General features: G+C 67.3%; 26 protein-coding genes. 22 read left to right on the forward strand and 4 right to left on the reverse strand.

Annotation, left to right across the window (positions count from 1 at the left end; all coding sequences use genetic code 11):
• Positions 1 to 100 precede the first annotated feature (100 nt).
• Positions 101 to 1,294 (forward strand): elongation factor Tu, encoded by a 1,194-nt coding sequence (gene tuf / locus ACFVXJ_RS16155; protein ID WP_361312440.1) that lies wholly within the window; start codon positions 101 to 103, stop codon positions 1,292 to 1,294.
• A 138-nt stretch (positions 1,295 to 1,432) separates the two neighbouring features.
• Here tuf and ACFVXJ_RS16160 read toward each other — a convergent pair whose 3' ends face one another.
• The 4 genes from ACFVXJ_RS16160 to ACFVXJ_RS16175 all read right to left on the reverse strand — a co-directional run bounded on the left by ACFVXJ_RS16160 (position 1,433) and on the right by ACFVXJ_RS16175 (position 8,519).
• Positions 1,433 to 2,410 carry a hypothetical protein gene (locus tag ACFVXJ_RS16160; RefSeq protein WP_389662320.1) on the reverse strand — a complete coding sequence of 326 codons (978 nt, stop codon included), beginning with the start codon at positions 2,408 to 2,410 and terminating at the stop codon, positions 1,433 to 1,435.
• Positions 2,411 to 3,054: 644 nt separating this feature from the next.
• The gene (locus ACFVXJ_RS16165; RefSeq protein ID WP_389662321.1) at positions 3,055 to 3,453 is read right to left on the reverse strand and encodes a hypothetical protein; all 399 of its coding nucleotides are present in this window, start codon (positions 3,451 to 3,453) and stop codon (positions 3,055 to 3,057) included.
• A 3-nt stretch (positions 3,454 to 3,456) separates the two neighbouring features.
• On the reverse strand, positions 3,457 to 8,052 hold the full coding sequence (locus tag ACFVXJ_RS16170) for a putative T7SS-secreted protein (RefSeq protein WP_389662322.1): 4,596 nt from the start codon (positions 8,050 to 8,052) through the stop codon (positions 3,457 to 3,459).
• Entirely contained in the window at positions 8,052 to 8,519 is a 468-nt protein-coding gene (locus tag ACFVXJ_RS16175) for a hypothetical protein (RefSeq protein WP_389662323.1), read from the reverse strand. The genes ACFVXJ_RS16170 and ACFVXJ_RS16175 overlap by 1 nt, the downstream gene beginning before the upstream one ends.
• Positions 8,520 to 8,824: 305 nt before the next feature.
• Here ACFVXJ_RS16175 and ACFVXJ_RS16180 point away from each other — a divergent pair, with 305 nt between their 5' ends.
• From ACFVXJ_RS16180 to rpmD, 21 genes are all read left to right on the forward strand, one after another.
• A complete protein-coding gene (locus tag ACFVXJ_RS16180) occupies positions 8,825 to 10,024 on the forward strand; it encodes a hypothetical protein (RefSeq protein WP_389662324.1) in 1,200 nt (399 codons plus the stop codon).
• 493 nt (positions 10,025 to 10,517) lie between these two features.
• The gene (rpsJ, locus tag ACFVXJ_RS16185) at positions 10,518 to 10,826 is read left to right on the forward strand and encodes a 30S ribosomal protein S10 (RefSeq protein WP_003948644.1); all 309 of its coding nucleotides are present in this window, start codon (positions 10,518 to 10,520) and stop codon (positions 10,824 to 10,826) included.
• 14 nt (positions 10,827 to 10,840) lie between these two features.
• Positions 10,841 to 11,485, forward strand: a complete 645-nt coding sequence (gene rplC / locus ACFVXJ_RS16190) for a 50S ribosomal protein L3 (RefSeq protein WP_007265899.1) — start codon at positions 10,841 to 10,843, stop codon at positions 11,483 to 11,485.
• Positions 11,486 to 11,490: 5 nt separating this feature from the next.
• Positions 11,491 to 12,141: a 50S ribosomal protein L4 gene (gene rplD / locus ACFVXJ_RS16195; protein WP_030026322.1), complete on the forward strand. Its 651-nt coding sequence runs from the start codon at positions 11,491 to 11,493 to the stop codon at positions 12,139 to 12,141.
• Positions 12,141 to 12,464, forward strand: a complete 324-nt coding sequence (rplW, locus tag ACFVXJ_RS16200; protein WP_073912895.1) for a 50S ribosomal protein L23 — start codon at positions 12,141 to 12,143, stop codon at positions 12,462 to 12,464. Before rplD ends, rplW begins: the two co-directional genes overlap by 1 nt.
• 40 nt (positions 12,465 to 12,504) lie before the next feature.
• Positions 12,505 to 13,341 (forward strand): 50S ribosomal protein L2, encoded by an 837-nt coding sequence (gene rplB, locus ACFVXJ_RS16205; RefSeq protein WP_136213227.1) that lies wholly within the window; start codon positions 12,505 to 12,507, stop codon positions 13,339 to 13,341.
• Between the two features lie 12 nt (positions 13,342 to 13,353).
• Entirely contained in the window at positions 13,354 to 13,635 is a 282-nt protein-coding gene (rpsS, locus tag ACFVXJ_RS16210; RefSeq protein ID WP_043230274.1) for a 30S ribosomal protein S19, read from the forward strand.
• Between the two features lie 43 nt (positions 13,636 to 13,678).
• Positions 13,679 to 14,026 (forward strand): 50S ribosomal protein L22, encoded by a 348-nt coding sequence (rplV, locus tag ACFVXJ_RS16215; RefSeq protein ID WP_136213228.1) that lies wholly within the window; start codon positions 13,679 to 13,681, stop codon positions 14,024 to 14,026.
• Positions 14,026 to 14,865, forward strand: coding sequence for a 30S ribosomal protein S3 (gene rpsC / locus ACFVXJ_RS16220; RefSeq protein ID WP_007265905.1), 840 nt, complete (start codon positions 14,026 to 14,028; stop codon positions 14,863 to 14,865). The genes rplV and rpsC overlap by 1 nt, the downstream gene beginning before the upstream one ends.
• A gap of 5 nt (positions 14,866 to 14,870) precedes the next feature.
• Positions 14,871 to 15,290 carry a 50S ribosomal protein L16 gene (gene rplP, locus ACFVXJ_RS16225; RefSeq protein ID WP_030026326.1) on the forward strand — a complete coding sequence of 140 codons (420 nt, stop codon included), beginning with the start codon at positions 14,871 to 14,873 and terminating at the stop codon, positions 15,288 to 15,290.
• Positions 15,290 to 15,514 (forward strand): 50S ribosomal protein L29, encoded by a 225-nt coding sequence (rpmC, locus tag ACFVXJ_RS16230; RefSeq protein ID WP_008739703.1) that lies wholly within the window; start codon positions 15,290 to 15,292, stop codon positions 15,512 to 15,514. Before rplP ends, rpmC begins: the two co-directional genes overlap by 1 nt.
• A complete protein-coding gene (gene rpsQ, locus ACFVXJ_RS16235; protein WP_053682619.1) occupies positions 15,514 to 15,795 on the forward strand; it encodes a 30S ribosomal protein S17 in 282 nt (93 codons plus the stop codon). The genes rpmC and rpsQ overlap by 1 nt, the downstream gene beginning before the upstream one ends.
• Before the next feature lie 131 nt (positions 15,796 to 15,926).
• The gene (rplN, locus tag ACFVXJ_RS16240) at positions 15,927 to 16,295 is read left to right on the forward strand and encodes a 50S ribosomal protein L14 (RefSeq protein WP_003956455.1); all 369 of its coding nucleotides are present in this window, start codon (positions 15,927 to 15,929) and stop codon (positions 16,293 to 16,295) included.
• A 2-nt stretch (positions 16,296 to 16,297) separates the two neighbouring features.
• Positions 16,298 to 16,621, forward strand: a complete 324-nt coding sequence (gene rplX / locus ACFVXJ_RS16245; RefSeq protein ID WP_136213229.1) for a 50S ribosomal protein L24 — start codon at positions 16,298 to 16,300, stop codon at positions 16,619 to 16,621.
• On the forward strand, positions 16,621 to 17,172 hold the full coding sequence (rplE, locus tag ACFVXJ_RS16250; protein ID WP_030298216.1) for a 50S ribosomal protein L5: 552 nt from the start codon (positions 16,621 to 16,623) through the stop codon (positions 17,170 to 17,172). Before rplX ends, rplE begins: the two co-directional genes overlap by 1 nt.
• 5 nt (positions 17,173 to 17,177) lie before the next feature.
• Positions 17,178 to 17,363, forward strand: a complete 186-nt coding sequence (locus ACFVXJ_RS16255; RefSeq protein ID WP_003956452.1) for a type Z 30S ribosomal protein S14 — start codon at positions 17,178 to 17,180, stop codon at positions 17,361 to 17,363.
• Between the two features lie 222 nt (positions 17,364 to 17,585).
• On the forward strand, positions 17,586 to 17,984 hold the full coding sequence (rpsH, locus tag ACFVXJ_RS16260) for a 30S ribosomal protein S8 (RefSeq protein ID WP_007265911.1): 399 nt from the start codon (positions 17,586 to 17,588) through the stop codon (positions 17,982 to 17,984).
• 20 nt (positions 17,985 to 18,004) lie between these two features.
• Entirely contained in the window at positions 18,005 to 18,544 is a 540-nt protein-coding gene (rplF, locus tag ACFVXJ_RS16265) for a 50S ribosomal protein L6 (protein WP_053682616.1), read from the forward strand.
• Between the two features lie 2 nt (positions 18,545 to 18,546).
• Positions 18,547 to 18,930, forward strand: coding sequence for a 50S ribosomal protein L18 (rplR, locus tag ACFVXJ_RS16270; protein WP_030026334.1), 384 nt, complete (start codon positions 18,547 to 18,549; stop codon positions 18,928 to 18,930).
• Between the two features lie 45 nt (positions 18,931 to 18,975).
• Complete coding sequence (gene rpsE, locus ACFVXJ_RS16275) at positions 18,976 to 19,578, forward strand: 30S ribosomal protein S5 (protein ID WP_136213231.1); 603 nt, start codon at positions 18,976 to 18,978, stop codon at positions 19,576 to 19,578.
• Positions 19,578 to 19,760: a 50S ribosomal protein L30 gene (gene rpmD / locus ACFVXJ_RS16280; protein WP_053682614.1), complete on the forward strand. Its 183-nt coding sequence runs from the start codon at positions 19,578 to 19,580 to the stop codon at positions 19,758 to 19,760. The genes rpsE and rpmD overlap by 1 nt, the downstream gene beginning before the upstream one ends.

Raw genomic sequence — 19,760 nt, forward strand, 5'->3', positions numbered from 1 at the left:
GGAGCAACCCGCTCCCATTGCCCCGGGGGACTGGCATCCCAGCAAAGATCACCTGGCGCCGATCTGTAAGGCGTACAGAACCACTCTCAGGAGGACCCCCGTGGCGAAGGCGAAGTTCGAGCGGACTAAGCCGCACGTCAACATCGGCACCATTGGTCACATTGACCACGGTAAGACGACCCTCACGGCCGCCATTACCAAGGTGCTGCACGACAAGTACCCGGACCTGAACGCGGCTTCGGCCTTCGATCAGATCGACAAGGCTCCTGAGGAGCGCCAGCGCGGTATCACCATCTCGATCGCGCACGTCGAGTACCAGACCGAGGCGCGTCACTACGCCCACGTCGACTGCCCGGGTCACGCGGACTACATCAAGAACATGATCACCGGTGCCGCGCAGATGGACGGTGCCATCCTCGTGGTCGCCGCCACCGACGGCCCGATGCCGCAGACCAAGGAGCACGTGCTCCTGGCCCGCCAGGTCGGCGTTCCGTACATCGTCGTCGCCCTGAACAAGGCCGACATGGTGGACGACGAGGAGATCCTGGAGCTCGTCGAGCTCGAGGTCCGTGAGCTGCTCTCCGAGTACGACTTCCCGGGCGACGACCTGCCGGTCGTCCAGGTCTCCGCGCTGAAGGCGCTCGAGGGCGACAAGGAGTGGGGTGACAAGCTCCTCGGCCTGATGGACGCCGTGGACGAGGCCATCCCGACCCCGCCGCGCGACACCGACAAGCCCTTCCTGATGCCGGTCGAGGACGTCTTCACGATCACCGGTCGCGGTACGGTCGTCACCGGCCGTATCGAGCGTGGTGTCCTGAAGGTCAACGAGACCGTCGACATCATCGGTATCAAGGAAGAGAAGACCACCACCACGGTCACCGGCATCGAGATGTTCCGCAAGCTCCTCGACGAGGGCCAGGCCGGTGAGAACGTCGGTCTGCTCCTCCGTGGCATCAAGCGCGAGGACGTCGAGCGCGGCCAGGTCATCATCAAGCCCGGTTCGGTCACGCCGCACACCGAGTTCGAGGCCGCCGCGTACATCCTGTCGAAGGACGAGGGTGGCCGTCACACCCCGTTCTTCAACAACTACCGCCCGCAGTTCTACTTCCGTACCACGGACGTGACGGGCGTTGTGACCCTGCCTGAGGGCACCGAGATGGTCATGCCCGGTGACAACACCGACATGACGGTCTCCCTCATCCAGCCGGTCGCGATGGAAGAGGGCCTGAAGTTCGCCATCCGCGAGGGTGGTCGTACCGTGGGCGCCGGCCAGGTCACCAAGATCACGAAGTAATTCGTGCTCTGACCTGGTAGCTCGCGCGAGCGGGCACCATGTTCGACAGAGGGGCCCCTTCCCCGACGCTTCGGCGCCGGGGGAGGGGCCCTTCGTCGTACCCGCCGCCGTATCCCGGCGGCGCGATGGGCGAGGGGCCTAGGCGACGGCGGCGTCGGCGGCGTCGGCCAGGCATTCTCCGCACAGGCCCGGTTCCAGGGCGCGGAAGGCCAGGCCGCTGGTCTCGTCCGTGCAGTTCTGGAAGGGGTCCGGTGGCACGTGGGCTTCCGGGCGGGGCGTCGCGGCCAGGGCGGGCGGCAGCTGGACGGTGAGCCGGTAGGCGAGCAGCCCGGCGGGATTGCGGGGCCGCGGCGACAGGTTGGCCGTGAGCACCGCGGTGATGCCGTCGGGGCGGGCCCCGCGCTCCAGCCATGCCTCGACGGCGGGGGCGAGCCGCTCGATGTCCTGCCGGCCGAGCAGGAGGCGGGGGTCTTCGCAGCGCAGGTCGGTCAGGACGGAGACGGCCGCGTCACGCCGCCAGGGGTTGTCGGGGTTCTCCGGTTGGGGGAGGGGCTGGGCGGTGGCGCTCGGCGGGGCGGGGGCGGCCTGCGGGGTGTGGGTGGCCTGCGGGGCGACGGGCGGAGCGGCGACGGGGGCGGCGGGCGCTGGGGCGGGCGGGGCCGGGGTGTCGGGGGCCGGGACGGTTGCCGGAGGGGGGTCTGCGGCGGGGGCCGGGGCGGGCGCCGGGCCGGGGTTCTCGTCACTCTCCAGGCGCCCGGGGCGATTGTAGGACACGGTCCGGGTGATCACCTGCCCGCCGGGCAGCCGTACGAGGGTCCGCTCCAGGTAGCCGTACACCTCCAGCTCGCGCAGGGCCCGGGCGATGCGGTGCTCGCTCTCGGGGAACCGGGCGGCGAGGTCCTTGATGCCGATGCGGGCGCCGGCCGGCAGCGACTGGATGTGCAGGGCCAGACCGATCGCGACGAGGGACATCTCCGCGTGCTGGGCGAGGTGGTTGCCGACCACGGTGAAGCGGCGGGCGTGCCGCACGTTGACGTGGATGACACCTGATCGGGGGGCATCGTCGCGATTGCGCCCGGAGGCGAGCACGACGGGGTTAGGCTTCTGGGTATCCATCGGGAAGGTCTTGTCTTCCTGGTAGGCCAGGCCCCCGCCGGGATTGCGAGTCCCGTCGGGGGCCGACGTATGTCTGGAGTTGTCGCGCCGAGCATATGCCCGACAACCCCCGTGAAAGGCCCCTGTCGAGGTACACGGATGCGCTGCCGCTCCCGTTCAGCGTATGTTCCACGTTTCGGGCAGATCGGAGTCGCAAAAAACACAAACGAACCAATTGTCCCTGACGATGTTGCACTCTTGGCATTGCGGGCACCGCCGGAAAACAACCGGGTGAGTAAATCCCTCGGGCGGAGTGATCCCGGCTCGACCCAGCGCATCAGCCAACGCTTCCCACGATGCAAGGTCAGGGCAGTATCCCGTGGATTGATTACTTGCTTCGATTGCAGTCCAGCCGGAATGTTCGAACTTGAGGGTGATCTCTCCAGCCGCTAGTACCGGTAGTCCTCCAGCGCATACCACGTGCTCGCTGTGACGTGACGCAATCCTCAGTGCGCCCTCCATGCCGACTGTGAATGTGTGTGCATGGCTGGAGTCGCTAGGGTGCAGGTCTCTGATTGACAGAATTTCACGCCCAATTCGGTGTGGCTGGACGAAGGCGAGAAGCTCCTGCGGTCCTACGTAGCTGTAGGTCTGCGTACGAGTGCTCACGGCCTATCTCCCGACCAAAATGAATGATCGGCCAAAAGCTCCGGAAGGTTCCAAACCTGTTCGCTCGGTTCCTCAAACTTAGCCCGCTGAAGCAGGGGCGCGGGTATGCCGGGGCCCCAGGTTTCCCACCCTGCGACAAACAGATGGTCGTCAACTGTCGGTGAGGATCCCCCTGCCTTGGGTGCGTGATGCCCGACATGGGAATCCTTGACTTTACTGAGGAAGTCATCAAAATTTTGGGCAGGGCGACTGCTGCGAGGATGACGCCACCCTCCGAAGTAGATCTGTTCGCTCTCGTCGGTCAGCAATACCCAAATTTCTGTGTGGCCGTCTGCGGCACTTGTGAAGACATGTGCAATGGTTGATGCGTCGCCGGGAACTGAGACGCGGCGCATGACTCACTTCCTTATCTGAAATTCGATGAGTGTATGAGGGTCGAACTCTCCTGTGTTGATCCGTCGAACTATTTCGGCAGTGCGGTGATGGCCGCCAGTTATGTGTATTTCGGATCCCGGGTATTGAATCGAATCCGTCATCGACCAATCTCGGTACCCGCTAATCGGGTCGTCACCCTGTGGGCCGCCGAATTTCACCAGTTCTTCGTTCGTGAGGTTCCTGACGCCGCCGTGTCCCACCACCTCGCCCCCATTCATCTGTGCCTCGGTCAGCGGATGACTCGCAATCCTATTTTGAATGAGTTCATCGGCGCGGACATAGAACCGGTCCAGGTTGCTGTGGACTGGAAGATCTCCGAGGTGAGCGTTGGGGGGACAAGGGGCGAGGCCCAGGGGGTCGGACCAGGTGTGGGGGTTGTGGACGTAGGTGGTCGGGTTGGGGGCGGGGGAAAGGCCCAGGGGGTCCGGGGTGAGGTAGCGGGCCGTTTCGGGGTCGTAGGTGCGGAAGACGTTGTGGTGGAGGGCGGTTTCGGGGTCAAAGTACTGGCCCGGGAAGCGGAGGGGGGTGTAGGCCGTCGCGTCGCGGTTCCAGGTAGTCGTGCCCCAGAGGGTGGTACGGGTCCGCCAGGCCGTGGTGCCGTCCTCCGCGAGGAGTTCGGTCGGGGTGCCGATCAGGTCGGTGACGATGGCGAAGAAGCGGTCGTCCACCGTGTCGTCGTCGATGCGCTCCGACTGGGTGACCGGGTGCAAGCCCTGGTGGGTCCACGTGAGGGTGACCGGACCGGTGGACTGTTCGCAGAGCGTGGCGCCGTCCCAGGTGAAGGTGACCTCTTCCGAGATCGCGCCCGTGTCCGTGAGGCGTTGTTTCGCCGTGCGGCGGCCCAGGGGGTCGTACGTGTACCGCCAGCGGGTGCCGTCCGGGGTGGTGACCGCCGATAGCTGGTCGTCGGCGTTCCACTCGTAGCGCCAGGTCTCCGGCTTGCGGGAGAGCCGGGTCTTCTGGCGCAGGGTGACCCGGCCGAGTGCGTCGTGCTCGTAGCGGATCGCTCCCGCACGGGTGAGGCGGGTGCCCGTGTACGAGCGGCCGCCCTGCGCGTCGGAGCCGGCGTGGCGGTCCGGCCAGGTGGCATGGGTCTGGTTGCCGGCCTCGTCGTAGGCGTACCGCTCCGACCACGAGCCGGCATCCACCGCGGTGACGCGGGCCGCCGCGTCGAGGGTGAAGGTGCGCGGGCCGGTCAGGGAGTCGTCGATCCCGGTGAGGCAGCCGTCCGTGCGGTAGCCGTAGCCGCGCCGCTGGAGGGTCCGGCCGTCCTGGCCGATGACGGATTGGGCGGTACGGCGGCCCAGCAGGTCGTACTCATGGGTGAGGGAGAGCGCCGGGCCCAGGGTGCGGGTGAGCTCCTGCCCGGCTGCGTCGCGCTCGAAGGTGATCGTGCGGCCGGCAGTGGTCAGGGCGGTGCGGTGGCCCGCCGCGTCATAGGTCCAGTGCGACTGCGCGCCCGTGGGCGTGGTGCGGGTCGTGCGGCGGCCCAGGGCGTCGTAGGCGTACGTGAGCGTGCGCCCGTCGACGGTCTCGGCCAGGACCCGGCCCGTCCCGTCGCGGAGCCAGGTGATCGAGGACTCCGGCGAGATCAGCGAGGTCAGGCGGTCGGAGCCGTCGTAGCCGTACACCGTCGGGCCCGAGGCGGTGGTCTTGCGGGTGATCCGCCCGAGCGCGTTGCGGGTGTAGGCGACCGCCTCGCCCAGCGCATTGGTGCGGGTCGTGAGGGCGCCGGCCGCGTCGTACTCGTAGGCGAGGGTGCGACCGTCGAAGTCCGTCTCCGTGGCCAGGTCGCCGGTGGGGGAGTAGGTGTAACTCCAGGTGAGACCTTGGGGGTTGGTGACCGAGGTGAGGCGGAGTTCCGTGTCGTGGTCGAAAGTGTGGCGGGCACCGTCCGGGTCGGTGCGGGCGGTGAGGAGGTCGAAGTCTCCGTACTCGTTGACCGTCACACCGCCCGCGGCGTCGGTGTGCGTCAGACAGTTGCCCTCCCCGTCGTACGTCCACGATTCCGACGTGCCGTCCGGGTGCACTCGGCGGAGCAGGCGGCCCTCGGTGCTCCAGGTCAGGCGGGTCGTGCGGCCCAGCGGGTCGGTCACCGTGACCGGTCGGCCGAAGGCGTCGCGGGTGTACGTCGTCGTCGCGCCCAGCGGATCTGTCATCGAGACGAGCAGGCCGGCCCGGTCGAAGACGAAAACGCTGGTCTTGCCCAGGGCGTCCGTCAGCGAGGACAGGTGGCCGCGCGCATCGTAGGTGAACTGCGTGGTCGCGCCGGACGGGTCGGTCGTGGAAGTGCGGTTGCCCTGGACGTCGTACGTGTGGGCGGTCACCGTCCCGTCCGTGGCGATCAGCCGTACCGGGAGGCCGAGAGAGTCGTACTCGGCCCGCGAAGTCTTGCCGTCCGGCCGCGTGACGGCGGTCAGGCGGCCGTCAGCGTCGTTCGTCAGGCGGACCGTGCGGCCCAGCGGATCGGTACGGGAGATCAGGCGGTTGCAGCGGTCGTACTCGAACCGCGTCGTCGCCCCCGCCGCGTCGATCTCGGCGGCGACTTGGGCGCGCTCGTTGATCAGGAACCGTTTGCGGTGCCCGAGCGAGTCCGTGAGGGTCGTGACCCCGTCCTCGTAGGCGAACCTGATGTTCAGGTGTCCGTTGGTACCGGACTGGCCTATGCAGCGGTGCTGCTCGTCGTAGACGTAGTCGAAGCGGCGGTCGTTGGTGTCCGTCCACGACGTGATCCGGCCCAGTACGTCGTACTCGAAGCGCAGGGGGCGACCGGAGGAGTTGGTGACCTCGGTGAGGTGACCGTCGGTGTAGCCGTAGCGCAGGACCTCGGTGCCGTCCCCGAGGGCGAGGCCGGTTATTCGGCCTTCGCGGGAGGTCAGGCGCAGCTCGTAGCCGCCGCTGTGGCTGATCGCGAGGGGGGCGCCGGTGCCGTCGTCGTACTCGACGGCGATCCACGCGCCGTTGCGGTCGTCCAGCTGGGTGAAGGCGCCGTCCTCCGAGAAGTGGCGTACGTGTCCCGACTCGGGATCGGTGACCGTATAGCCGCCGTCCGCGTCACGCGTCAGCGGCCGGCGCCGGCCGTGCGAGGGCAGGACGGGCGGACCGGCCTGCTCCGGGTGCGGGTAGGCCAGCAGGCTGCCGTCCTCGCCGACGAAGATGACGCCCTGCGTGTCGATCTCCAGGCGCTGGTCGACCGTCGACGCCCAAGTGGGGCCGAACCAGCGGCCGGAGCGGTACGAGGACTCGAAGGTACGGCTGAACACGAGGGGGAACGAGCCCGGCAGGACGAGGTCCGTCTGGGGCAGGAGCATCCGGCCCGTCGTCACATCGACCGGGTCGCCCTCGCAAGGGACGTCCTTCTTCTGGTGGGAACTCCGCTCCTCGTTGCCGGTGAGCTGCTCGCGGGTCGAGGTCGGGCTGTCGGGCCCTTCCGGGAGCTTGGGCGGCTTGGGCAGTTTGCCGTTCGCCAGTCGGCTCAGGACGGAGGACCTGCGGAGCGCGCCGGTGACCGAGCTCGCCCCCTTCGATCCGGCGAGCTCGCCGTAGATCTTGCCGACGCCCTCGTCGGGGTCCTTCATGAACTGCTCGTACATCAGGGAACCGGCGCCGACGGGGTCGTTGGCCATCGTCAACATGCCGACACCCAAGCCGGTGAGCCGCATCTTGTACTCGGTCGGATGCATGCGGTTGTACGGGTCCAACGGGTCGACCGCACGGAAGAAATCGACCGTGCTCGCCAGCCCCTTGATGAACCCGCCGCCCTGGTGTTCCAGCCCGAGTCCCCGAATGGCCCCCTCGTAGACCAGTTGCTTGGCCAAGGACGGCAGGGGCGGGGCGGCATCCCGCGCCTTCGTCAGCGCTTGGACGGCCGTTCGGGCTGCCTCGTCGCGCTGGTGGCGCGCCTCGGCGAGCTTTTCCCGCGCCGCCTTGATGCCGGCGGTCCCGGGGTCGGTGAAGCCCGTCGGGCGGCCCGGCAGCGGATCCTGCTTGCTGTGGATCGCCGCGTTGTACGTGTCGACCCGTTTGTTGTACGCGTCGCGGGCCGCCTCGGACGCCTTGACGGCGATCGTGTACTCGTCCAACGCCTCCTTGGCTCGGCCCTGGGCCCATTCCACCGTGTCCGCGAAGTGGTTCAAGGCCCCCGCGGCCGTCTCGAAGGCGTCCGCGGCCGCGAACCATTTCGGCGGCTGCTTCTGGGCGAGCACCCGGAATCCTTCGGCGGCCGCGCCCTTGATGCCGTCTTCGTCGAGGCCCTTGAGGCCCTCGCCGGTCTTGTCGAAGGCTGACTGGAAGTCGGTCAGGTGCGACGCGGTCGCCCGGAGCTTGGACGCGCTGCCGTGGATCGGCTTCTTCGGGTCGTCGGTGTGGCCCAGCTCGGCCTCTTCGACCTCCGCGCCGAGCCGGTTCGCGACCTTGTCGGTGCCCTCCCGTACGACATCGGCGGCCTGGTGGAGTCCTACCTCGTCGAGCCCGGCCCCCGCCTTGTGCCCGACCCATTCGACGCCGTCGCCGATGGCCCTCTTACCGGCGTCCAGCCACCCCTGGAGGTCGCGCCCCATCAGCGCTCACCCTCCTGGGCGGCGTCGTGCTCCGCTTGGCGTGCCCGTTCCCGCACGAGCGCGAGGGCGGCGGGGTCCAGCTCCCCGGCAGCGGCCGCCCCGTCCAACAATCGGGCGCTGTGGCCCTTGGTCAGCGCGTCCCGCTTGGCCTGTTCCCATTGCTGCCGGAACTCGTCGCGCGCCTTCTGGGCCTCTTCCGGGGTCTCCTGGCGGAACGGTGCCTTGATGTCGTCCCAGGAGGTCTTCTCGACCGTGTCCTCTTCGGCGTGCGGATTGCCGATCACGGAGTTGACCGCGACCTTGAACGTGCCCCTGCGGTACTGGTCCTCCTCCCAGATCATCCCCGCTGAGATGTTCAGCGCGGCCGTCAGGCCACTGACCTCCCCTACGAGGGCACGTAGTCCCCAGTCCCAGCGCGTGCAGAGGTCGTGGAAGACGGCGGTGACGTCCGGGTGGCCGGCCTCCATGCCGGTCAACGTGAGCTTTTCGAGCCCCGCGCCCACGGTCGCGCCGGCGTCCGGGGCGAACTCGCGCAGTTCGGCGATCGCACCGCGGAGCCCGTCCGTGATGTTTCTTGACGGCGACCGGGTCCATCTCCAGGTCTTTGCCGTTGTCGGTATTCAAGATCCACCCCCATGGTTCGAGCAAGGGTAAGCGGCGCCTCGGACAGGGGGGTGCCAGGCGGTGCGGATTTGGTCAGGGGCGGAAAACAGCTGGCCCGGGGGTGTGAGAGGCTCCGCTGCGCATGGTGTGGACATATCAAGGTGGGGGCATGGGGACGAGCGACGACGCGCGCGGGACGGGCATTTCCGACGAGGAGTGGGCCCGGTTCGTGGAGCAGGCCGCCGCGGGGGTCGGGGAGGCCCCGGTGGAGCCGTCGGCGCGGGCGCGGATGGTGACCGAGCGGCTGCGGCGCGAGGACGAGGAGCGGGCGGCGCGGGAGAAGGGCTGGAAGGGGCGCAAGGCGCGCAAGGCCCGGGAGGCCGCCGAGCCGGTCGGGTGGCGGACCGGGCCGGCCTGGCAGGAGATGGAGGGCCGCGGGAAGGGCAAGCGGCGGCTCAAGGCCACCGCGGCCATCGTCTTCATCGCCGCCCTCGCGGTGCTCGCCGTACGGCCTGAGCTGGTCATAGACCGGCTCACGGGGAAGACGGAGGCCCGGGAGAAGGCCGCGAACGCGGCCCCGCTCGCCGCCGAGACCGCGCGGCCGTCAGCCGCGCCCCCGCCGGAGGACCCCGACCGGCCGACCCTCCAGGACCCGTTCCGCGGCTCCCCGGCCCGGCAGTGGGCGGACGGGGCCGCGGGCATCGAGTTGCCCGAGGCGAAGCCCACGGGCGGGCTCTCCCGCGAGCAGGTGGCCGACGCGCTCGCGAAGACCGGTCGGTTGTTGGTGGCGGCCAACCTGGAGCCGGCCACCCTGCGCGGCGAGCGCCCGCAGGTGGCCCTGGAGCTGCTGGACCCGGTGCAGGACGACGGCCGGGGGTTGATGGAGCGGGCCCTGAACCGGCCCACCAAGGACGCCGACCCGTTGGCGCTGTTCAGCCGCTTCGACCCGGCCCAGGCGCGGGTGCACGGCGACATCGTCAAGACGCGCGGGCGCATGTGGTTCGACAGCACGCGCTCCGGAGAGGTGCTGGTGCACTCCGACTACACCTTCGTGTACCCGTTGGTGCGGGCGCGCGCCGGCGCGGACGAGGTGGCGCGGACCATCGTGCGGCGAGAGCTCACCGTGGCCCTGGCCGACCCCGAGCGGATAGCGGCGACTCCCGGCAAGTTGCAGATCGTGAGCTGGGCCGAATCGGCCGGCAACGACGACTGCTCGCGCGACGGCGAAGGCTATCTGCACCCGATGTTCGCGTCCGAGCAGCAGACGCGGCCCGACCCGCGACCGTCGGGACCGGTCACCGATCCGTACGACCGCAGTACGGACGTGTCGGCGCTGCCGAAGGAGTGCGGGACCGTCTTCCGCTCCTGATCCGCTCCCGACCCGCCCCCGCAAGGGCCTGCCAAGGCCCCCGCACGGGGTCCCCGTCGCGTGGCAGGGTTTGACGTGTCCGCGCGGCGGGGTATTGTTCTGCGCCCGATTGGCGCAGTACGTGTCTCATGTGGCAGACTACTCAAGTTGCTCGGTTGAGTGCCGATGCTGCGCGCCTCCCGCCGGGAGGACCGGAAGCGAGTCCCACAGTACTCGTCGTCCTTATCTGTCCCTCGGGGCAGCAATGGGGACGGACGTACGGGAATCTTCTGGGAAGTGTCAGCACGGGGCCGACCAGGCACCCGGTGGGTGTTTCTCCCCCGAAGCGCGGTCTTGGGACCGCACCCCCTTGGACGAGGGAATTTCCGTATGGGAATTTTCTTGGAGGGAGTGCGACACGCCCGACCGCGTGGGTCGGAGGGAAGCGGTGGAGGGATCCACAGCCGCCCGGGAGCCAGAGCGTTTCCACAACAGACAGGACTACGGAGTAGCCATGGCGGGACAGAAGATCCGCATCCGGCTCAAGGCCTACGACCACGAGGTCATCGACTCCTCGGCGAAGAAGATCGTCGAGACGGTGACGCGCACTGGTGCGTCGGTCGCGGGCCCGGTGCCGCTGCCCACTGAGAAGAACGTGTACTGCGTCATCAAGTCGCCGCACAAGTACAAGGACTCGCGCGAGCACTTCGAGATGCGCACGCACAAGCGCCTGATCGACATCCTCGACCCGACTCCCAAGACCGTTGACTCGCTGATGCGCCTGGACCTTCCGGCCGGCGTTGACATCGAGATCAAGCTCTGAGAGGCGTCGAGAAGATGGCAAAGCAGATCAAGGGCGTCCTGGGCGAGAAGCTCGGCATGACCCAGGTCTGGGACGAGAACAACCGTGTCGTCCCGGTGACCGTGGTCAAGGCCGGACCCTGCGTCGTTACCCAGGTCCGTACGAACGACATCGACGGCTACGAGTCGGTCCAGATCGCCTTCGGCGAGATCGACCCGCGCAAGGTGAACAAGCCCCTCAAGGGCCACTTCGCCAAGGCCGACGTCACCCCCCGCCGCCACCTGGTGGAGCTCCGCACCTCCGACGCCAGCGAGTACACGCTCGGCCAGGAGATCACTGCCGAGGTGTTCGAGTCCGGCGTCAAGGTCGACGTCACGGGCAACAGCAAGGGCAAGGGCTTCGCCGGTGTCATGAAGCGGCACAACTTCCGGGGCCTCGGCGCCGGTCACGGTGTGCAGCGCAAGCACCGCTCCCCCGGCTCGATCGGTGGCTGCGCCACCCCTGGGCGTGTCTTCAAGGGCATGCGCATGGCTGGTCGTATGGGCAACGAGCGCGTCACCACCCAGAACCTGACCATCCACGCGGTAGACGCGGAGAAGGGTCTGCTCCTCATCAAGGGCGCAGTCCCCGGTCCGAACGGCGGCCTCGTCCTGGTCCGTACCGCGGCCAAGGGGGCTTGAGGTTAATGAGCACCATTGACATCCTTTCGCCGGCAGGCGACAAGGCCGGTACCGTCGAGCTCCCCGCGGAGATCTTCGACGCGAAGACCAGCGTTCCGCTGATCCACCAGGTCGTCGTCGCACAGCTGGCCGCTGCCCGTCAGGGCACGCACAAGACCAAGACCCGTGGCGAAGTCCGTGGTGGTGGCAAGAAGCCGTACCGCCAGAAGGGCACCGGCCGCGCGCGTCAGGGTTCCACCCGCGCTCCGCAGTTCGCCGGCGGTGGCGTCGTCCACGGCCCGCAGCCGCGTGACTACTCGCAGCGGACCCCGAAGAAGATGAAGGTCGCCGCCCTCCGCGGTGCCCTCTCGGACCGTGCGCGTCACTCCCGCATCCACGTCGTCACCGGCGTGGTCGAGGGTGCCGCCTCCACGAAGGCCGCCAAGACGCTGTTCGGCAAGATCTCGGAGCGCAAGAACCTGCTCCTGGTCGTCGAGCGCGCCGACGAGGCCGCGTGGCTGTCCGCCCGCAACCTGCCCCAGGTTCACATCCTGGAGCCGGGCCAGCTGAACACGTACGACGTGATCGTCTCTGACGACGTGGTCTTCACTCAGGCCGCGCTCGAGTCCTTCGTGTCTGGCCCCAAGGCCGACGAGACCGAAGGGAGCGACGCCTGATGTCCGAGGCGACCGTTACCAGCAAGACCTTCACTGACCCGCGCGACCTGCTGATCAAGCCGGTTGTCTCGGAGAAGAGCTACGCGCTGCTGGACGAGAACAAGTACACGTTCATCGTCGCGCCTGGCGCCAACAAGACCCAGATCAAGCAGGCCGTCGAGGCGGTCTTCTCGGTCAAGGTCACCGGGGTCAACACGATCAACCGTCAGGGTAAGCGCAAGCGGACCAAGACCGGTTTCGGCAAGCGCGCCAACACCAAGCGCGCCATCGTGACCCTCGCTGAGGGCGACCGAATCGACATCTTCGGCGGCCAGGGCTCCTAACGGAGTCCTGAGTCGTCCGGAATCGGACGAGGACTGAGAAATGGGTATCCGCAAGTACAAGCCGACGACCCCGGGCCGTCGTGGCTCCAGCGTCGCCGACTTTGTCGAGATCACGCGGTCCACGCCGGAGAAGTCGCTGGTTCGCCCGCTGCACAGCAAGGGCGGCCGTAACAACACCGGTCGGATCACCGTTCGCCACCAGGGTGGCGGACACAAGCGCGCCTACCGCGTGATCGACTTCCGTCGTCACGACAAGGACGGCGTGCCGGCCAAGGTCGCGCACATCGAGTACGACCCCAACCGCACCGCGCGCATCGCGCTGCTGCACTACGCCGACGGCGAGAAGCGCTACATCATCGCGCCGCGCGGTCTGCAGCAGGGTGACCGGATCGAGAACGGCCCCACGGCCGACATCAAGCCCGGCAACAACCTGGCGCTGCGCAACATCCCGGTCGGTACGACCATCCACGCGATCGAGCTGCGTCCCGGCGGCGGTGCGAAGTTCGCCCGCTCCGCGGGTGCGTCCGTGCAGCTGCTGGCGAAGGAGGGCACCATGGCCCACCTCCGCATGCCGTCCGGTGAGATCCGTCTCGTCGACGCCCGCTGCCGCGCCACGGTCGGCGAGGTCGGCAACGCCGAGCAGTCGAACATCAACTGGGGCAAGGCCGGCCGTATGCGCTGGAAGGGCGTTCGCCCGTCCGTCCGCGGTGTCGCGATGAACCCGGTTGACCACCCGCACGGTGGTGGTGAGGGCAAGACCAGCGGTGGTCGCCACCCGGTCTCCCCGTGGGGTCAGAAGGAGGGTCGTACTCGCTCGCCGAAGAAGGCTTCGAGCAAGTACATCGTCCGCCGCCGCAAGACGAACAAGAAGCGCTAGGAGCGGGTTTAGATGCCGCGCAGTCTCAAGAAGGGACCCTTCGTCGACGGACACCTCATCAAGAAGGTGGACGCTCAGAACGAAGCTGGTACCAAGAACGTCATCAAGACCTGGTCCCGTCGCTCGATGATCATCCCGGCCATGCTGGGTCACACCATCGCGGTGCACAACGGCAAGACCCACGTCCCGGTGTTCGTCACCGAGTCGATGGTCGGCCACAAGCTCGGCGAGTTCTCGCCGACTCGCACCTTCCGCGGCCACGTCAAGGACGACCGGAAGTCGAAGCGCCGCTAAAGGCGGGGTGGTAACGACTATGACTTACACCGAAGGGACAACCATGGAAGCCAGGGCCCAGGCGCGGTACATCCGCGTCACGCCCATGAAGGCCCGCCGCGTGGTGGACCTTATCCGTGGCATGGATGCCACGGAGGCTCAGGCGGTCCTGCGTTTCGCCCCGCAGGCCGCGAGCGTGCCGGTCGGCAAGGTGCTTGACAGCGCCATTGCCAACGCCGCACACAACTACAACCACCCGGACGCCTCTTCGCTGTTCATCAGCGAGGCGTTCGTGGACGAGGGTCCGACCCTGAAGCGGTTCCGTCCGCGTGCCCAGGGCCGTGCCTACCGGATCCGCAAGCGGACCAGCCACATCACCGTGGTCGTCAGCAGCAAGGAAGGTTCCCGGTAATGGGCCAGAAGGTAAACCCGCACGGGTTCCGGCTCGGCATCACCACCGACTTCAAGTCGCGTTGGTACGCCGACAAGCTGTACAAGGACTACGTCAAGGAAGACGTCGCCATCCGTCGGATGATGACGTCCGGCATGGAGCGCGCCGGCATCTCGAAGGTTGAGATCGAGCGCACCCGTGACCGCGTGCGTGTGGACATCCACACCGCTCGTCCGGGCATCGTCATCGGCCGCCGTGGCGCCGAGGCCGACCGCATCCGCGGTGACCTCGAGAAGCTCACGGGCAAGCAGGTCCAGCTGAACATCCTCGAGGTCAAGAACCCCGAGCTCGACGCTCAGCTGGTTGCCCAGGCCGTTGCCGAGCAGCTCTCCTCCCGCGTCTCCTTCCGTCGTGCCATGCGCAAGAGCATGCAGGGCACGATGAAGGCCGGCGCCAAGGGCATCAAGATCCAGTGTGGCGGCCGTCTCGGCGGCGCCGAGATGTCCCGCTCCGAGTTCTACCGCGAGGGTCGTGTGCCGCTGCACACGCTGCGCGCGAACGTGGACTACGGCTTCTTCGAGGCCAAGACCACCTTCGGCCGTATCGGTGTGAAGGTCTGGATCTACAAGGGCGACGTCAAGAACATCGCCGAGGTTCGCGCCGAGAACGCCGCGGCCCGTGCGGGTAACCGCCCGGCCCGTGGTGCCGGCGCTGGCGACCGTCCCGCCGGCCGTGGTGGCCGTGGTGGCGAGCGCGGCGGCCGTGGTGGCCGCAAGCCGCAGCAGGCTGCTGGTGCCGAGGCCCCCAAGGCCGACGCTCCCGCCGCCGCTCCGGCCGAGAGCACCGGAACGGAGGCCTGACCGACATGCTGATCCCTCGTAGGGTCAAGCACCGCAAGCAGCACCACCCGAAGCGCCGTGGTATGGCCAAGGGCGGTACTGAGGTCTCGTTCGGCGAGTACGGCATCCAGGCGCTGACCCCGGCGTACGTGACGAACCGCCAGATCGAGGCGGCTCGTATCGCGATGACCCGCCACATCAAGCGTGGTGGCAAGGTCTGGATCAACATCTACCCGGACCGTCCGCTGACGAAGAAGCCCGCCGAGACCCGCATGGGTTCCGGTAAGGGTTCTCCCGAGTGGTGGATCGCGAACGTGCACCCGGGTCGGGTCATGTTCGAGCTGTCCTACCCGAACGAGAAGATTGCTCGTGAGGCGCTCACCCGCGCTGCTCACAAGCTTCCGATGAAGTGCCGGATTGTTCGGCGCGAGGCAGGTGAGTCGTGATGGCGACGGGAACCAAGGCGTCCGAGCTGCGTGAGCTCGGCAACGAGGAGCTCGTTGGCAAGCTGCGCGAGGCCAAGGAAGAGCTGTTCAAGCTGCGCTTCCAGGCTGCCACGGGCCAGCTGGAGAACAACGGCCGGCTCAAGTCCGTCCGTAAGGACATCGCCCGGATCTACACCCTGATGCACGAGCGCGAGCTCGGCATCGAGACGGTGGAGAGCGCCTGATGAGCGAGAAGAATGTGACTGAGACCCAGGACCGCGGCTTCCGCAAGACCCGTGAGGGTCTCGTCGTCAGCGACAAGATGGACAAGACCGTCGTCGTCGCCGTCGAGGACCGCGTGAAGCACGCCCTGTACGGCAAGGTCATCCGCCGTACGAACAAGCTCAAGGCTCACGACGAGCAGAACGCTGCCGGCGTCGGCGACCGCGTCCTCATCATGGAGACGCGTCCGCTGTCGGCGAGCAAGCGCTGGCGCATCGTCGAGATCCTCGAGAAGGCCAAGTAAGGAACCTCGCGCAAGCGAGTTCCGCCAGACATAGCCTGGGGGGTTTCCCTCAGGTCAGTTCCGCCAGGCTCGGCGAGGGGCTCCGGTAACGGACCCCTCGCCGGGAACCGGCAGACAATCAGGAGATAGACGTGATCCAGCAGGAGTCGCGACTGCGTGTCGCCGACAACACTGGTGCCAAGGAAATCCTTTGCATCCGTGTTCTCGGTGGCTCCGGTCGCCGCTACGCGGGCATCGGTGACGTCATCGTCGCCACCGTCAAGGACGCGATCCCCGGTGGCAACGTGAAGAAGGGTGACGTCGTCAAGGCGGTCATCGTTCGCACCGTCAAGGAGCGCCGCCGCCAGGACGGCTCGTACATCCGCTTCGACGAGAACGCCGCTGTCATTCTCAAGAACGACGGCGACCCTCGCGGCACCCGTATCTTCGGCCCCGTGGGCCGTGAGCTGCGCGAGAAGAAGTTCATGAAGATCATCTCGCTCGCGCCGGAGGTGCTGTAAGCATGAAGATCAAGAAGGGCGACCTGGTTCAGGTCATCACCGGTAAGGACAAGGGCAAGCAGGGCAAGGTCATCGCGGCCATGCCCAGCGAGAACCGCGTCCTCGTCGAGGGTGTCAACCGGGTCAAGAAGCACACCAAGGCCGGTCAGACCGCTGGTGGTTCGCAGACCGGTGGCATCGTGATCACCGAGGCGCCGGTCCACGTCAGCAACGTTCAGCTGGTCGTGGAGAAGGACGGCCAGAAGGTCGTCACCCGCGTCGGCTACCGCTTCGACGACGAGGGCAACAAGATCCGCGTTGCCAAGCGGACGGGTGAGGACATCTGATGGCTACCACTCCGCGTCTCAAGACGAAGTACCGCGAGGACATCGCGGGCAAGCTGCGTGAGGAGTTCTCCTACGAGAACGTCATGCAGATCCCCGGTCTCGTGAAGATCGTGGTCAACATGGGTGTGGGCGACGCCGCCCGCGACTCCAAGCTGATCGACGGCGCCATCCGCGACCTGACGACGATCACCGGTCAGAAGCCGGCCGTCACGAAGGCCCGCAAGTCCATCGCGCAGTTCAAGCTGCGTGAGGGTCAGCCGATCGGCTGCCACGTCACCCTCCGTGGTGACCGCATGTGGGAGTTCCTGGACCGTACGCTGTCGCTCGCGCTGCCGCGTATCCGTGACTTCCGTGGTCTGTCGCCGAAGCAGTTCGACGGCCGTGGCAACTACACCTTCGGTCTCACGGAGCAGGTCATGTTCCACGAGATCGACCAGGACAAGATCGACCGTACCCGGGGTATGGACATCACCGTGGTCACCACGGCGACCAACGACGACGAGGGCCGTGCCCTCCTTCGTCACCTCGGCTTCCCCTTCAAGGAGGCGTAAGCGAGATGGCGAAGAAGGCTCTCATCGCGAAGGCTGCCCGCAAGCCCAAGTTCGGTGTGCGTGCGTACACCCGCTGCCAGCGCTGCGGTCGCCCCCACTCCGTGTACCGCAAGTTCGGCCTGTGCCGCGTCTGCCTTCGTGAGATGGCTCACCGTGGCGAGCTGCCGGGCGTGACCAAGAGCTCCTGGTAATTCCGCAGGTCCGCAAGGACTTGGGAACTTCCAGGCACTCTCGGTAAGCATCTGGTCGGCGGATGCCCGGCCGCGCATGCCTTAGGCTTGTGTGGTTGGGCGTCCGCCGCCCATAACGACTTACTACGCCGTAGGTCCCCGCACCGCACCCGTCCCGCCACTGAGTGGGGAGAGGGATGGCGCATACAGGAAACCCCGGCGAGAGAGGCCGAAGGCCACTTCATGACCATGACTGACCCGATCGCAGACATGCTCACGCGTCTGCGTAACGCTAACTCGGCGTACCACGACACCGTCGTGATGCCGCACAGCAAGATCAAGTCGCACATCGCAGAGATCCTCAAGCAGGAGGGTTTCATCACCGGCTGGAAGGTCGAGGACGCCGAGGTCGGCAAGAACCTCGTCCTCGAGCTGAAGTTCGGGCCGAACCGTGAGCGCTCCATCGCGGGCATCAAGCGGATCTCGAAGCCCGGTCTGCGCGTGTACGCGAAGTCCACCAACCTGCCGAAGGTGCTCGGCGGCCTGGGCGTGGCGATCATCTCCACGTCCCACGGTCTCCTCACCGGCCAGCAGGCAGGCAAGAAGGGCGTAGGTGGGGAAGTCCTCGCCTACGTCTGGTAGTCGGGAACGGAGGAAAAGCAATGTCGCGAATCGGCAAGCTCCCCATCCAGGTTCCCGCCGGTGTGGACGTCACCATCGATGGCCGCACGGTCGCGGTGAAGGGCCCCAAGGGTTCCCTCTCGCACACCGTCGCTGCGCCCATCGCCGTCGCCAAGGGTGAGGACGGCGTTCTGAACGTCATCCGCCCGAACGACGAGCGTCAGAACAAGGCCCTGCACGGCCTGTCCCGCACGCTGGTGGCGAACATGATCACCGGTGTGACCACGGGATACGTCAAGGCTCTCGAGATCAGCGGTGTTGGTTACCGCGTCGCCGCGAAGGGCTCCGACCTGGAGTTCCAGCTTGGCTACAGCCACCCGATCCTGATCGAGGCGCCCGAGGGCATCTCCTTCAAGGTCGAGTCGCCCACCAAGTTCACGGTCGAGGGCATCGACAAGCAGAAGGTCGGCGAGGTCGCCGCCAACATCCGCAAGCTGCGGAAGCCCGACCCGTACAAGGCCAAGGGTGTCAAGTACGCCGGCGAAGTCATCCGCCGCAAGGTCGGAAAGGCTGGTAAGTAGCCATGGCATACGGTGTGAAGATCGCCAAGGGCGACGCGTACAAGCGCGCTGCCAAGGCTCGCCGCCACATCCGCATCCGCAAGAACGTCTCGGGTACGGCGGAGCGTCCGCGCCTCGTCGTGACGCGTTCCAACCGCAACATCGTTGCTCAGGTCATCGACGACCTCCAGGGTCACACCCTGGCGTCGGCGTCGACCCTGGACGCTTCGATCCGCGGTGGCGAAGGCGACAAGAGCGCCCAGGCCCAGGCTGTCGGCGCGCTCGTCGCCGAGCGTGCCAAGGCCGCGGGTGTCGAGACCGTCGTGTTCGACCGCGGTGGCAACCGATACGCCGGGCGCATTGCCGCTCTGGCTGACGCCGCCCGCGAAGCCGGGCTGAAGTTCTAAGCCCCGGTTCCGGGACTCACGGACGTAACAGAGAGAGGTAATCCAATGGCTGGACCCCAGCGCCGCGGAAGCGGTGCCGGTGGCGGCGAGCGGCGGGACCGGAAGGGTCGCGACGGTGGCCCTGCCGCCGAGAAGACCGCTTACGTTGAGCGCGTTGTCGCGATCAACCGCGTCGCCAAGGTTGTCAAGGGTGGTCGCCGCTTCAGCTTCACCGCGCTGGTCGTGGTGGGCGACGGTGACGGCACCGTAGGTGTCGGTTACGGCAAGGCCAAGGAAGTTCCCGCGGCCATCGCCAAGGGTGTCGAGGAAGCCAAGAAGAACTTCTTCAAGGTTCCGCGCATCCAGGGCACCATCCCTCACCCGATCCAGGGCGAGAAGGCGGCGGGCGTCGTCATGCTCAAGCCGGCTTCCCCGGGTACCGGCGTTATCGCCGGTGGTCCGGTGCGTGCCGTGCTGGAGTGCGCCGGCGTTCACGACATCCTGTCGAAGTCGCTCGGCTCTTCGAACGCGATCAACATCGTGCACGCGACCGTGGCGGCCCTCCAGGGCCTGCAGCGTCCCGAGGAGATCGCGGCTCGCCGTGGTCTGCCCCTCGAGGACGTCGCCCCCGCGGCTCTGCTTCGTGCGCGTGCCGGGGCGGGTGTCTGATGGCCCGCCTCAAGATCACGCAGACGAAGTCGTACATCGGCAGCAAGCAGAACCACCGCGACACTCTGCGTTCGCTCGGGCTCAAGCGCCTGAACGACGTGGTCGTCAAGGAGGACCGCCCCGAGTTCCGCGGAATGGTGCAGACCGTCCGCCACCTCGTGACGGTTGAGGAGGTTGACTAA

The sequence above is a fragment of the Streptomyces sp. NPDC058279 genome (assembly GCF_042881255.1).
Lineage (GTDB): Bacteria > Actinomycetota > Actinomycetes > Streptomycetales > Streptomycetaceae > Streptomyces.

Coding starts and splice junctions, on each gene's coding strand:
- ACFVXJ_RS16160 (WP_389662320.1), bottom strand. CDS start 2,410: ATGGATACCCAGAAGCCTAACCCCGTCGTGCTCGCCTCCGGGCGCAAT.
- ACFVXJ_RS16165 (WP_389662321.1), bottom strand. CDS start 3,453: ATGCGCCGCGTCTCAGTTCCCGGCGACGCATCAACCATTGCACATGTC.
- ACFVXJ_RS16170 (WP_389662322.1), bottom strand. CDS start 8,052: ATGGGGCGCGACCTCCAGGGGTGGCTGGACGCCGGTAAGAGGGCCATC.
- ACFVXJ_RS16175 (WP_389662323.1), bottom strand. CDS start 8,519: ATGGAGGCCGGCCACCCGGACGTCACCGCCGTCTTCCACGACCTCTGC.
- ACFVXJ_RS16180 (WP_389662324.1), top strand. CDS start 8,825: ATGGGGACGAGCGACGACGCGCGCGGGACGGGCATTTCCGACGAGGAG.
- rpsJ (WP_003948644.1), top strand. CDS start 10,518: ATGGCGGGACAGAAGATCCGCATCCGGCTCAAGGCCTACGACCACGAG.
- rplC (WP_007265899.1), top strand. CDS start 10,841: ATGGCAAAGCAGATCAAGGGCGTCCTGGGCGAGAAGCTCGGCATGACC.
- rplD (WP_030026322.1), top strand. CDS start 11,491: ATGAGCACCATTGACATCCTTTCGCCGGCAGGCGACAAGGCCGGTACC.
- rplW (WP_073912895.1), top strand. CDS start 12,141: ATGTCCGAGGCGACCGTTACCAGCAAGACCTTCACTGACCCGCGCGAC.
- rplB (WP_136213227.1), top strand. CDS start 12,505: ATGGGTATCCGCAAGTACAAGCCGACGACCCCGGGCCGTCGTGGCTCC.
- rpsS (WP_043230274.1), top strand. CDS start 13,354: ATGCCGCGCAGTCTCAAGAAGGGACCCTTCGTCGACGGACACCTCATC.
- rplV (WP_136213228.1), top strand. CDS start 13,679: ATGGAAGCCAGGGCCCAGGCGCGGTACATCCGCGTCACGCCCATGAAG.
- rpsC (WP_007265905.1), top strand. CDS start 14,026: ATGGGCCAGAAGGTAAACCCGCACGGGTTCCGGCTCGGCATCACCACC.
- rplP (WP_030026326.1), top strand. CDS start 14,871: ATGCTGATCCCTCGTAGGGTCAAGCACCGCAAGCAGCACCACCCGAAG.
- rpmC (WP_008739703.1), top strand. CDS start 15,290: ATGGCGACGGGAACCAAGGCGTCCGAGCTGCGTGAGCTCGGCAACGAG.
- rpsQ (WP_053682619.1), top strand. CDS start 15,514: ATGAGCGAGAAGAATGTGACTGAGACCCAGGACCGCGGCTTCCGCAAG.
- rplX (WP_136213229.1), top strand. CDS start 16,298: ATGAAGATCAAGAAGGGCGACCTGGTTCAGGTCATCACCGGTAAGGAC.
- rplE (WP_030298216.1), top strand. CDS start 16,621: ATGGCTACCACTCCGCGTCTCAAGACGAAGTACCGCGAGGACATCGCG.
- ACFVXJ_RS16255 (WP_003956452.1), top strand. CDS start 17,178: ATGGCGAAGAAGGCTCTCATCGCGAAGGCTGCCCGCAAGCCCAAGTTC.
- rpsH (WP_007265911.1), top strand. CDS start 17,586: ATGACCATGACTGACCCGATCGCAGACATGCTCACGCGTCTGCGTAAC.
- rplF (WP_053682616.1), top strand. CDS start 18,005: ATGTCGCGAATCGGCAAGCTCCCCATCCAGGTTCCCGCCGGTGTGGAC.
- rplR (WP_030026334.1), top strand. CDS start 18,547: ATGGCATACGGTGTGAAGATCGCCAAGGGCGACGCGTACAAGCGCGCT.
- rpsE (WP_136213231.1), top strand. CDS start 18,976: ATGGCTGGACCCCAGCGCCGCGGAAGCGGTGCCGGTGGCGGCGAGCGG.
- rpmD (WP_053682614.1), top strand. CDS start 19,578: ATGGCCCGCCTCAAGATCACGCAGACGAAGTCGTACATCGGCAGCAAG.